At 51.3% G+C, this 13,216-nt stretch carries 10 protein-coding genes; 9 read left to right on the top strand and 1 reads right to left on the bottom strand.

The window, feature by feature from the left end; translation table 11 throughout:
- Window positions 1–59: 59 nt before the first annotated feature.
- The 9 genes from GNT65_RS14060 (at window position 60) to GNT65_RS14020 (ending at window position 12,389) form a co-directional block, all read left to right on the top strand.
- Window positions 60–4,274, top strand: a complete 4,215-nt coding sequence (locus GNT65_RS14060) for an IPT/TIG domain-containing protein (protein ID WP_160797232.1) — start codon at window positions 60–62, stop codon at window positions 4,272–4,274.
- A 186-nt stretch (window positions 4,275–4,460) separates the two neighbouring features.
- A complete protein-coding gene (locus GNT65_RS14055; RefSeq protein WP_160797230.1) occupies window positions 4,461–5,138 on the top strand; it encodes a hypothetical protein in 678 nt (225 codons plus the stop codon).
- Between the two features lie 29 nt (window positions 5,139–5,167).
- Window positions 5,168–5,638 carry a hypothetical protein gene (locus GNT65_RS14050; RefSeq protein WP_160797228.1) on the top strand — a complete coding sequence of 157 codons (471 nt, stop codon included), beginning with the start codon at window positions 5,168–5,170 and terminating at the stop codon, window positions 5,636–5,638.
- 137 nt (window positions 5,639–5,775) lie between these two features.
- On the top strand, window positions 5,776–6,471 hold the full coding sequence (locus tag GNT65_RS14045; protein WP_160797226.1) for a hypothetical protein: 696 nt from the start codon (window positions 5,776–5,778) through the stop codon (window positions 6,469–6,471).
- 369 nt (window positions 6,472–6,840) lie between these two features.
- Complete coding sequence (locus tag GNT65_RS14040; RefSeq protein WP_160797224.1) at window positions 6,841–7,242, top strand: hypothetical protein; 402 nt, start codon at window positions 6,841–6,843, stop codon at window positions 7,240–7,242.
- Between the two features lie 98 nt (window positions 7,243–7,340).
- Window positions 7,341–8,774 (top strand): hypothetical protein, encoded by a 1,434-nt coding sequence (locus tag GNT65_RS14035; RefSeq protein ID WP_160797222.1) that lies wholly within the window; start codon window positions 7,341–7,343, stop codon window positions 8,772–8,774.
- 67 nt (window positions 8,775–8,841) lie between these two features.
- Complete coding sequence (locus GNT65_RS14030) at window positions 8,842–10,287, top strand: OmpA family protein (RefSeq protein ID WP_160797220.1); 1,446 nt, start codon at window positions 8,842–8,844, stop codon at window positions 10,285–10,287.
- A gap of 86 nt (window positions 10,288–10,373) precedes the next feature.
- On the top strand, window positions 10,374–11,585 hold the full coding sequence (zapE, locus tag GNT65_RS14025) for a cell division protein ZapE (RefSeq protein WP_160797218.1): 1,212 nt from the start codon (window positions 10,374–10,376) through the stop codon (window positions 11,583–11,585).
- Between the two features lie 3 nt (window positions 11,586–11,588).
- On the top strand, window positions 11,589–12,389 hold the full coding sequence (locus tag GNT65_RS14020; RefSeq protein ID WP_244952187.1) for an ABC transporter permease: 801 nt from the start codon (window positions 11,589–11,591) through the stop codon (window positions 12,387–12,389).
- A gap of 14 nt (window positions 12,390–12,403) precedes the next feature.
- On the opposite strand, the gene GNT65_RS14015 is transcribed toward GNT65_RS14020, so the two are convergent.
- Window positions 12,404–13,177, bottom strand: a complete 774-nt coding sequence (locus tag GNT65_RS14015; protein WP_160797216.1) for a substrate-binding periplasmic protein — start codon at window positions 13,175–13,177, stop codon at window positions 12,404–12,406.
- Window positions 13,178–13,216: the final 39 nt, after the last annotated feature.

Raw genomic sequence — 13,216 nt, 5'->3', positions numbered from 1 at the left:
CCGAATATTCAATACCAAACAAAAAATCTGGACCTTGTAAAATCATAGGGATATATAAGATGAAATACACGTCTCGCCTGACCAAGCAACATTGGCTGGCACTCATGCTTAGCTCGACCCTGGCAATAACGGGTTGCAACGGCGAACTCGAAGAGGGAGAAGGCCCAACCTCTGAGGTGCCAACAGATCCTGTCGACCCCACAGATCCCACTAACCCCACCGAACCTACGGATCCTACCGATCCCACAGAGCCACCTCAGGTGGGCACCTGGGAAAACAAGGATGAAGATGGCGACGGCGTGGTAGATGAATTGGATGATTATCCTTTTGATGCCAGCAAGCGTACTTATCCTCTATTTGTAGAACAGGAGCCGAATGACAATCCTGCGGTAGCCACCCCAATCGAAATCGATCTCGGCGTCAGGGTACAAGGTGTCATTGACTCAGAGTTTGATAAGGGCGATCTCTTCAAATTCCACGTCGATAAACCGCGATCCTACACTGCCTATTTCACCTCTCCTTCGTCAAGGTTCAAGCCTCAGGTTTATGTCTCAGACGCCGACGGACTGGTCATCAATGACATTCAGCTATATCGATACACGCAAGCCAATACCTATGTAGTGAACTTCCCTATCTATTCACCAGGTACTTATCAGCTCAGTATCATAGATGAGAATTATGCAGGCGGCAGCGACCTCACCTATCAGGTGACTATGTTTAACGATCAAGATATCGACGGATTCGACGATACGAAAGAGCCTGCCTTAGGTTCAGATATCAACGAAAATGATCAAGATAAAGATGGCATTATCGACGGTATAGAGTTCACTACGGCCCTGGCTAATCTAGGGCTAGATACAGACAAGGATGGCACTCCAAACTGGTTGGATACGGACTCAGACGGCGATAGTTTCAACGATACCATCGAAGGTATGGAAGATTTGGACAATGACGGAGCCCCCAACTTTCTAGAGCGTGATGCCGATGGTAACGGTATCGATGATCAGTTAGAAAGCGGCAACAGCAATGATCCCACTAACACCGACAATGATAAATTTATCGATCACCTGGATATCGATGACGACAACGACAATATATTCGACAAAAATGACGTTCAGCGCTTAGTTCCAGCCAACATCGTCTCCTGGACCCAGCCTGGCGATCTCTTTATCGAATCACTACATACACTCTTTGCCCAGAATAAGATCAAAAATTACCTCAGAGCCGGAGACGAATTCGAACTCACAGTAGAAGGACTGTCTCAAGCGTCTGAAAATACCCTCTTAGTGGTAAATATAAACGGCAGAATTTACAACCTGTTTCCAAAGCAGATCGAACACTCATCACAACGCAGCCACCTAACCTTTGTACTTCCTCAGGACATGGGTAAAGGTCAACTCTCAGTTGTTGCCGGCACAAACAAATCAGACCCGTTTCCGATTGAGATAGGCGACGCGGCGTTGCCATTACTCATGAGTTCTAACCCAAGAAGCCTCAAACCCAGCCAACAAATAACGCTAAGTGGCGACAACTTTGATGAAGACACCAGTGTTTTCTTCAACAACCAACCTGTCAACGCACAGCTTATCGACGAAAACACTATTAGTACCATAGTGCCTGAATCTTTGAGCGGTGGCAGCTATTCGGTCAGCAACGCGCATGGTCAAAGTAATCCCATTACCTTCATCATCACGCAAGAGATAGCCGTTAGTGTCCTCAAACCGTCAGCCAAACCTTTGGTTGCCATTGGGGGGATCTATCCAGAGATGGCCCAAGCCTTTGATGGCAATAGCTTCGAACTTGAGAAGATGGGCAGCGAAGCTGAAGTCATTTTCACTTATACCCATGATGCCAACGGGCAACTCGAAGCCTACCTGAGTACAGTCTATTCCATGAACCAAGACAGTATTTCATTAAGCTTCGAATCGACGGCCTTGGCAAGCCTGGTGCTTCATATGAACTACTACTATGAGGCGAGAGGAGTCAGCACAGAAAAGTTTATTCAAACAGTGCAGACGACACAGGCTTATCAAGATTACTTAGTTGAGGCAAAAGCTGCGTTAACCAGAGACACCAGCTTCTTCGGCTATAAGGCGAGAAAAGCAGAGGCTTACGATTTACTCAATAAATTTGAGTCAAAGATAAAGACAGAATTAGCCTCGAAAAGTTTGCTGAAATCTTCCAAAGCACCCTCAGTAGCGATGTTCAATTCACTGAATCACAGTGCGGAAAATTCGAGTAACAACCAGGCGCTCTCTGCTATTGAGCCCAGCATTGTCTCCTACCCTGAAACCAATGGCACCTGGCAAGCCTTCGACATGTCGATGGCGGCCACGACCTTCGCCGAAAACAGCACAGAGATACTTAACAATTGTGGCGAAGGGGTCGATCCCAAGTGGTATCAGGTATTAAATGCTGATGGCTGCGTTGAGATCAGAAATCGCAGCCAACTCTACTTAAGCGCCAGAATCTATCCTATTGATAGCAAGACGGGAGAGATTAAATCCGATCTAGCGTCTCTCAACAAGCCGATTGCCGACCATATCACTACACCTTGGGATTCGGGCATGATGGGGCCTCAATCTGGTACTTGGTTAGGCATTTCACTCTGGTCTAGCGACTCTCTTATCGACAAGTGTGTCTACACAGATTGTTTGTATCAGATCATCACACCTGGTGTTGATGGCATTTTTGGGCCCAGTCCATTTAGCTTTAGAGGACAAGAGGCCTACGATAAACGAGCCCAAGATGCCCGTAAGATGTTGGCGATAAGAACCATTATTGACAATGTCGTCATTCGGTTTTACTCCATCTTATTCGATGCGGCGGGCATAGATCTCAACGACAGCAAATACAAGAAACAGGCAACAGCCCTGGCTATCGTCAAGGCAGTTTATCAATATCTGCCAGCCATCAGCACAGAGATCGACAAACTAATGGCCAAGGATAAGCCAAGTTTCGACGACTGGCAGACTCTTGCGACTAATCTAGGGAAGGAGTTATACAGCAAAGAGATCAAGGCCGTGATCTCCGATCCAACCAATCGCGCCTCCTATGGCCCTGTCACCATGGCGCTCCTGACCGCGCTAGAAATTGACGAGAAATACTTCATCAACAAGATGCTGCAAAAGGTCGCCCAGAAGTTCATTCCGGGCTGGGGTACAATTACCTCTGTATATGAAGCCAGTAAGCTTGCCGACTCTATGGTCGATATGGCCAAAACCATAGACGATCTGGTCGATGTGCCTACCAAGCTCGACTATATCGTTACCTGGGGACTAAAGGCCTCAGATATCACGCCAAGAGCCATTGAGAAGACCCAAGAAACTAAGCGATTTACCATAGTCGGAAGTGGCATGGCTGTCGTTAAAGGGGTATTTGGTGATACAAAACCAGAAGTGAAGGTCTTCGATCTGGGCAACGGTGAAGAGCAGCTCGACACCAGCTTCGTAAGCGTCAATAAACTGGGCACTGAACTGACCTTTGACCTTAATGATATAAGCCAAATCGAGAACGCTGTAGGCCCCTTAAAAGTCGAGGTACACCACAGAGATGAGGTGGCCGAGGTGCCTTATGAAATTCTTATCGGCACAGATCTCACGATCACTAATATAACGCCTAACAAGGCTTCTCCCGGCACAGAGATAGAGATAAGTGGCATAGGTTTTAGTAAGCAGCCAATGGACAATATCGTTACCTTTAGCGGTGCGAATGGAGAACGAGTTAGAGCCGCAGTAAAATCGGCCACTACAGATACTCTAGTGATCATAGTGCCCAATGGCGCCGTGACAGGTTACATCACAGTGGAAGTAGCCGATGTATTGAGTAATCAATACCCCTTCATTGGACCCAGCCAGCTACTGATCACCTTTGGTGACAATGGTAACTTTAACGACGATGTGTTTAAATTATCGGTCAATAGCAAGGTGATGTATGACAACAACCAACCTCAACGTAAGGTGGGTCCACTAAATGTCTCACTTGAGGAAGGTGAACATACTGTCCAGTTAACAGGCATTCGCGCCGACGACGGCATTGCCACCTACTACATTGAATTTGCTGGTGATGTTGTCAATGTCAGCGGTGATGCGTTAACGGGTAGAGACTTATGTCCAAATACACATAAGACCTATAAAGTCACCATCGCCAGCGGCGCTGACGGCTCAGGGCAATCGGCTTCGTTAAAAGCACAGAAACAGCCATTGATATTGCAACCCGAGTATGCCGATATAGCAGCCGAGACACCAACGGAGTGTCCAAAGGCCAACCAATAAAGGACAAAATGGCCCCCTAGGGGCCATTTTTTTATCAGGGATAAAATCATGTTAAAACTACTCACGGTATTGATAACTTTAGCTAGCTTCTGCCGCGGCGCTCGGCAAGGCGACAGTCGCAACATAATTGATTACTCAAATAGCGGCAATCACAAGCCCACTTAGCTTAAAAGGACCCCGATAAGCATGGAAAAGCTAGCCCTTGACGATACTCCTTGGTTCGGTACCACTGATTTCAAGGGAAAAAATAAACTAAACCGAGATAGCGATATTCGCCTTAAATCATCCAGGCTGCTCTATCCACTGCCCTTACCGTCAGAATTGCTCTTTTTCATTGGCCCACTGACATTGGCCATTCTGCCCTTTATTAATCCTAGCCTGATGCCTCCAGAAGCCTGGCTTACGCTAAATATCGCCGCCCTCTTCGGTTATCTGATCCTCAAGAAACTGCTCATCACTAGCATCTATGGCCGGGGCAAAAAACAAGTTTGCCAGATTAACACTGAAAGGCTTTGTATTCCCGGCAGTCGCCTTATCGATACCAAAGCTGGCCCAATAGAAATCCAGAAACAAGCCATAAAGCAGATAGACGTGCGCTATTGGCCAAGCACACGCGACCTACGCACCACCTACGATGTCAGTGAACTCATCATCACGCTCGAATCGGGCCAATCAATCTGTTTAAAGAGCCTCTACTTCCCGATTAAGCCACTTCTTTATCTGCTGGTCTATTTCGACTACCCAATCACACTGCAAAAGCGCCGACACTCTTTGGCCATAGTCGCCCGTAGCCTGTTTGTAGCTTTTCCCTTAGTCGCCCTTGTGGCAGTAACCGGCTTGCTGTTTAAAGAGTATTTTCTGTAAGCCCATCAGCTTAAAAAGGCACTTAACCAATGAACAAACCATGGATGGCATTAGCATTATTTGGAACCTTAGCGGGAACAATAGCGGGAACGCTAATATCAACTAATCTCCAGGCATCGACCGAGCAAGAGTTCAATAATGACCCCTTGGCTCAGCGCTGCATCAAGATGCTGGATATCTACGCCGCAGAGGACTTCGACGCCTATGTGACAGAGTTTCCCGAGCCCTGGCTGGGCATCTTCGGTGAGAAAACCTTGAGGAAACAGCTCGCCGACAGACATGGGAGTTACATAGAGACCTATCATGATAAGCCCTCCTCCATAACGATACGTTCTATCGAATCAGCCAAGGTAACTCAAATAGAGAAGGAACGACTTGGTGCCTCCGAGGCCAGGGAAGTAGAGATAGATATGAGCAATGAACTTGGCGGCGGTCACCTAACGGCTTGCAAATACCTACGCATAGGTGACAGCTGGTATTTCCGCTCGTTACGGCTATAGGCTTGAGTCGACAGCGATTATCTGAGACATTCTTAGCGCAGTTAAGGGCAATTTAATTGCCCTTTTTGATGTATTGCGCGGCAATCTGAGCATTGATGCTCGACATAAATGGTAAGAAAAAGGGACTTTTCATCGAGATGAACTCACTCAATCACCTACTGGAAAATCTGAAATGGTTCGATACCGTCTTCTTGAGTCAATACCTAGGTCTCGACAAGCAGAGTACGAAAAAGCTCCCCATCTCGTTTAACTTCTTTGCCCTGCCGCTTAAGAAAGAGTGCCTGCTCGCCACAAGTCTGCTCCCCTTCATCTTATTGGCACTGTTCATTCCTTCAGTCGACCCCAGATTCGATTTTTTGCGCTTCCCAATATTGACCATAATGGGCCTGCTGGTTTACGCCATTATCCGTAAACGCCAGGTTAAGGCGCACCTGGGGATAGAGGCCGATAATCAGGCAAATCAGCAGATCATCATTAGCCAATCTGGCATCACCTTGCCCCCCTTTCTGACCAACAAGTCTGGGTCGTCGCAAAGCATAAGCCGAGATGAGATAGCCCAGTTGCAGTTCGACTGGCACAGCTACCAAAACAGTAACCAGATAGAGTGTAAGCGCGCCCACAGGCTCGTCATCAAGCTAAAGCGAGGAGAAAGCTATAGCTTATCCAGCATGGCCTATCCCCTCAGAAGCCTGCTCTATCTGGCCATCTTCTTCGATTACCCTATCGTCATGGAGGAAAGCACGCCACCCAAGGAGCGACTGGGTAGCTTTCTCCTCGCCCTGGGGGCAAGCGTCTTACTGCTGAACCTATGGATGATTTTCATCAGTCCTTAGCCTGATGCTGATCGTCAATTTTGACAGCTAGCGAGCATCAGCGTCAGACACTCATAGCGCTGATTTAACATTCCAGCCATCGCAGGGTTAAAAAATTGAATAGATCAATGAGATTATCCAAAAGAGATAAGTAGATCAGACTTCAGCGAGAGAGCATCAAGATGATGAAGGTGAGCATTTCGACGATTTAACCACCAAAATACACCCGAAAGAATAATGTTTCCGGCCAATATTTTGCGATAGGATCGCTACGAATAAACCTAAAGTTTTATTTTAAGTGGTTGTGAATAAAGCATATTGAGAGACATTTTGTCTTCAAAGCTATCCAGCCTCTCAGGACAACTTATTCCCATATAAAGGACTATATCAATGAAAATTGCTTCACTCTCAGCTATATCCCTGGCCCTGTTATTGACCGCCTGCGCCTCAGATCCTGGCCCGCGCATGGCACTTGAAAAGACGGTCGAAGTCGATGGCACTGTGCTCAAGTTTAACGGCAGCTACCACGACAAGAAAAACATCTTGATACTTAGCGTCAACGGCGACCCTATCATGCAGGGCCGATTCCCTCCTTACACACCGACCCAAAACCTTAAGGCTAACTACAAAGACTTTGCCGTGAAAAGCCACTGCTACTTCGGCTCTGTGTTGGGTAAGCAAGGCGGTGCCTTTGGCGCCATCGCGGGTATAGTTCAATCCTCTAAGAGCAGCACCGCCGATAAGTGCGAGCTCTATGTCAACGAGAAGCTAGTAGACAACCTCTACTTCTAAGGCTAATCGCCCTGGCATAGGCACGAGCGTCTATGCCAAGGCGGCTCAATCGCTAGATTAACTTCCCCCTCAACGCTCGCATCTGTTAAGGCTAAGTCGTGTTATTTGATCAAGACCTTAGGATCCCCCAAAGCATCACCAATTTCAGCAGTAAGCTGCTGCGCGCACTCGCGCTAACCTCGGCGCTGAGCTTAGTTTCGATGAGCGGCCCAGCCTCTGCCGAAACCGGCAAAGATAGCGACAGAGATGCCATCAAACAGTTTCAACTCGAAACGACGCCATTGACCAAGCGCGCCCATCAGCTCCGTCGCAGACACAAAGAGCAGATGGAGAGCTTTTCTAACAAGCTTGACCAATACCAGGATGCCAGACCGTTACTGCAAGACGCCTTAATCGATGAGATGGCGATCACCGCAGGTAAGATGTTAACCCTGACCAACGAGTATCTGCCGCGCTATCGCGCCTTCCTCGCCCGAATCGACAAAAACTCCAGCTGTTATCAGCCCAAGCGACTCGAACAATTTCAGCAGACCCGAGATGAGGTACAAGACTATCTCAACCAGCTGCAAGGCCTGACTCAGACCCAGGAGCAGGGGGAGGCTTATGCGGCGTTGATGGCGATAAATATTGGTCAGAGCCGCGCGGCCGTGCTGGTCAACCTGCTGGAAACCAGCAAGCTTTGCTATGTTACCCAGGCCATGCCAGCAGTCGCCCAGGATATCTTATTGCTCGAAGGGCTTATGGCCGAGCGGCTCCCCGAAATAGTAGAAGCGGCTAACCTGTCGGCATCCGAACCTGGAGAGCTAAGCTCTAACAAACCTAGCCTTAACAAACCAGAGCTTAACGAACCAGAGCTAAACAAACCCGCTCATAACGGGTCCGAGCTTAAAGGCACGGATGCAAACCCTTCAGACGCCAATGCGGCAAGTGCAATCCTCACTGATTCAAATACTAATGGCTCAAATCCTGTAGACAGTGAAGCATTTAACCAACGAGAAGAGAATACGACGCCAAAACAGCCCGGCCTGCAAGGTAACACGCTCGATGCCTGTATCGAGCAGCAGGTCTCGCAACTGGGGCTGACATCGGCACAGGCCCTCACAGCATTGAGCTGCCGCCTATCCAGCGACTCGGTCAGCCTAGAAGGGCTGAGCAAACTGTCTAACCTGGAGATGCTGAGCCTACAGGGCGGCGTGCTGACCGACCTGTCGGCACTGGCTGGCCTTAGCCATCTCAGCCTGCTGAACATAGAGCAGAGTAGAATCACCAGCTTTGGCGACCTCAAGGCGCTAAAAGGCAACCTCAGCTTCATGGAGGTCGATAGCCAAGACTGGCAGGCACTGGCAGACGCTCAGACCGAGTCGATCGCCATCATGTCGCCGACCCGCTGCGAGGCCTTGAAGCCGCTCGCAAATCAGCCAAATGTTGCCTTGCTCTACAAAGGCCTATCGCCACAGGCCATGGCCGACCTGATGCAACGCCAGGCTTCTATACAAGGGCTCACCATAATGACAGATTGCCCGGCGCCTTAGCTGGTGCACGCAATATGACCAAGCAGATATTGATAAAACGACTTTCAGAAACTTAAAGGGAATTAAGATGAAACCCCAAACTCTCGCCTGCACACTCGCCTTATGTGGCGGCTTAGGCCTTAGCGGCCTGGCACTGGCCAATGACCTCCCCTTTCAGCCCCTGCCAGAAGGTAAACTTTATAAGCAAGAAGATCGCCACTACACTCCCTTCGAGCTGGTGATTGGCGTCGACAAGAACACTTACCAGACGCAAACGGTTGCCGGTCAGCTGAAACGGGTCAATTACAAGCTGCCAAGCAGCTACCTGGCGTCCCACGCCGTCAACAACTATAAGGCGCAAATAGAGAAGCTCGGCGGCACAATACTGTTCGAGTGTCAGGAGAAGGCCTGCGGCGATGACCGCAAACTCTCAAGACAGATAGCCCCGCTCAGCGACATTCCCAAACTGACCCCCGCGCTGCTAACTGCCAAGCTAACGCTTGCCAAGAAACAGCTCTACCTCTCTGTCTATGGCTCTAATTGGCACAACGGCGCTGGCCTACAGCTGGATATCGTCGAGGTGATTGATGAACCCCTGGATCTGCTTGCCACCAACCAGGCCTACCTGACAAGCGAGGTCAGCCAGAGCGAGTTTAAGGACAGAGGCAACAAGGACACCCAAAACTCAAAAGATCACCCTATGATCGCCAGGCTTCCCGGCGCCTATATCCAAAAATATCAGCAGCAGGGTTATGCACAGACCTTGGTATTTGACGGTGTTGAACAGGGCCAACACCAAGTTAAGACGTTAGAGGGTAAGGTCACCGACATTGCCTACAATCTCCCCAGAGGCTATTCGGAGTTTGAGGTCGACGCCAACTATAAGGCGGCGCTGGAAAAGCTTGGCTTTGTCCGAGGCTTTCACTGCCAGGGCTTAGCCTGTGGTAAAACAAAACTCATCGAACGCCGAATCAAGACACTGATCTATATAGGTTTCGATGAAAACCAATATTACAGCCTATATCGACTGGATCGCCCCGAGGGCGCAGTGCACGCCATGGTGTATATTACAGGTTTTAGCGGCGGCCTGTGGGGCGAGATTAAGGTGGTGGAGGAGACTAAGCTCGTCGACGACAGAGTGGTTATCGATCTCGAAGGGCTCAAGGATAAAATCACCCAGCAGGGCCACGTGGCCCTGGATGGACTGCTGTTCAAATTCGACAGCGACCAGATGCTGCCCGAGGCCGATGAAGTGATCACCACCCTAGCCACCTACCTTAAGAGCCACCCCAAGCAAAGATTCTATGTAGTGGGTCACACGGATGATCAGGGCCAACAGGGCTACAACAAGGGGCTATCGGAGCAGCGGGCCAAGGCTGTGGTTGCCACCCTCACCCAATCCCATGGCATCAACAAGGCCCAGCTCAGCCCCATGGGCGTGGGCGAATATGTACCTGTAGCCAACAACCTGGATGAGGCGGGCAGACAGCGCAATCGCCGCGTCGAGCTGGTACTCCGCTCAGACATGCAATAGTCCATCAAAACGGCGCCACCTGTGGGCGCTGTTTAATTCATAACATCTTGATATAATGACCGTCCGCTCACTACCTGGGTCATCTCATGTCGCGCTCTCCCCTCCAAGGTTTTCAACATCAACTCACCCAGGAGAACTTTGTCGACGACCCGGCTCAGCACCAGGCCATATTGCGCCTGGAAGCTCTCTATCAAGCTCTACAAGCAACGTCTTCTGGCGCTCATAAGCCCGGAGTTCATAAGCCAGGAGTTCATAAGCCAGGTACTCGCAAGCTCGGCACTCTACATCCAAGTAATCAAGCGCCGATCAAGGGCCTCTATCTGTGGGGCGACGTCGGTCGCGGCAAGACTATGCTGATGGATCTCTTCTGTCAGAGCCTGCCCGAAGGAATGGCCCTCAGGCTGCATTTTCATCGCTTCATGGAGCGGGTCCATAAAGAACTCAAGGCCGAGAGCGGCAAGCGCGATCCCCTCAGGCGCATCGCCGCCCGACTCGGCCAAAGCTACCGGGTGATCTGCTTCGATGAGTTCTTCGTCAGCGACATAGGCGACGCCATGATACTGTCGGGCCTGTTCGAGGCCCTGTTTGATCATGGGATCACCCTGATCGCCACCTCCAATACCCCAATAGACCGCCTCTATGAGAATGGACTGGCAAGAGACAGGTTTCTCCCCTGCATCGCCCTGTTAGAAACGCACACGGATGCCCTGCATCTGGATGGCGGCATGGACCATCGCCTGCGCCACCTCGACAAGGTACAGACCTATTTCCGGCAGGATGAAGGAGAGTTTTCCAGGCGTTTCGATGCCCTGGAGCCTGGCGGTGGCAGCGACACTCCGCTGACCATCTTAGGCAGAGAAATTAGCGTTATTCGCCGCGGCACCTCGACCCTCTGGCTCGACTTCGACGCCCTGTGCGGCGGCCCACGCTCACAGCTCGACTATATAGCCATCGCCAGCCAGTTCGATACCCTGCTCCTGAGCCAAGTACCACCTCTTGGTGGCACGCCCCGCAGCTGGATCCGCGCCAGGGGCACAGAAGATGGTGCAGCTGCGGTAGCCGCGGGGGACCGGCAGCTCAACTACGCCCCAAATGACGATCCGGCCAGGCGCTTCATCGCCCTGGTAGATGAGCTCTACGATCAGGGCGTCAAACTCTACCTCGAGGCCAGCTTGCCGCTGGAGCAACTCTATACACCGGGTGCCCTGGCCTTCGAGTTCAGACGCACTATGAGTCGCCTGGTCGAGATGCAGTCGCGCCAATACCTGAACGCAAACCGCACCGGGGGTGAGGCCTAAGCCATGGCGACTCAGATGCAGGCGAGTCTGGATATCGGCTGGCTAGGGCTTGCTCTCTTCATGCTGGTGCTGCTTGTTCCCCTGGGTATAGGCAGACTGTTTAACCTAAAACAGGGCGGTGAGATGCTGCTGGCCGCCGCGCGGATGACGGCTCAGCTATTGTTAGTCGGCTTCTACCTCAAGTTTCTCTTTAGCCTGGAGAGTCTCTGGGTCAATCTGCTCTGGCTGAGTGTCATGCTGCTTGTGGGGGCCAGCGCCATCTTAGGCGGTGCCCGGCTACCTAAGGCCAGGCTACTGTTACCACTACTCTTTAGCCTAAGCATCAGTCTACTCCCCCTGCTGGCACTGCTGTTATTGGCGCTGCTACAACCCTCACCCGTCTATCAGGCCCAGTACCTAATCCCCCTGGCAGGCATGCTACTGGGCAACAGCCTCTCGGGGAATATCCTGGCGCTGCAGCGTCTGTTTAACGCCTTCGAAGAAAAACCAGAGGAATATCAGGGGCGACTCGCCCTGGGCGCCACACCTTGGCAGGCGACCTTTCCCTTTATACAGGACGCGCTGCAGCAGGCTCTCGCCCCCAGCATCGCTGCCATGAGCACCATGGGGCTGGTGACCCTGCCCGGCATGATGACGGGACAGATCCTCGGCGGTAGCGACCCATTAGTCGCGGTGAAATATCAGGTAGTTATCATGCTGGCCATCTTGGTCATGCTGAGCCTGAGCGTGACCTGCGCCCTCAGCCTGGCGGCGCGCCAATGCCTGAATAGTAGTGGTAAGCTGCTGATAAAACGCGTCGATTAGCTCAAAAACTAGCGCTAGCGATACTTGGCCAGTATGTTCTCGTATTGGGTCTTGCCGTTGGCCTCTATGCTTGCCTTGACCTTGTCTATTCCCAGCTGCAATCGACGGCGAAGTTCGGGATCACTATCCCGGCTAAAGGCGTAATACAGCTCGCTCACCCTGAGGGTAAAGATCACCTCAAATTCGTCGGTGTCTACCTCCTCCTGTTTCATCAGATAGCGCCCCACCGCCTCCTCATAGGCCCAGAGATCGACCCGCTCACGCCTGAGCATATGCACCAGGGAAGTGGCCTCATGGGCTCGCCTTAGCTGCTTACGGGCAACGCCAGCCGCGAGCAAGGCCTGCTCACCGATATCCTGGGCGATCACCCCTATGGTGTAGCGGTTGAGCTGAGCCTCATCGGTAATGCTGATCTCGCGATCGGCACGGGCGAAGATCACCACCCGGGTCGCCGAGATGGGGCCGACCCAATCAAACAGCGACTCGCGGTAGGGGGTGCGGGTGGTGGAGAAGAGCACGGTATTCTTGCCGGTGCGGGTCAGCTTATAGCCACGGGCCCAGGGCACCAGCTGGATGCGATGAAGATCGAATTGCCCGTCGACCCTGCGGGCCGCCGCGGCCAGGAGGTCCACTGCGATCCCCTTGAGCTGATGGGACTCGCGGTAGTTATAGGGCGGGTAGGATTCGGTGTAATAGCTGAGCTGCGACAACTTGTTCAGGGCCAATAGCTCGCCATTGCAGCTAAAAAATGCCACAACAGCGAGGATCAACGCCCGACCTATAGCCACATGCCCACCCCATCAGTCACAGACCTAACTTGAGTTTAG

The sequence above is a fragment of the Shewanella insulae genome (assembly GCF_009831655.1).
GTDB lineage: Bacteria > Pseudomonadota > Gammaproteobacteria > Enterobacterales > Shewanellaceae > Shewanella > Shewanella insulae.
This window is presented reverse-complemented; position numbering and strand designations above follow the sequence as displayed.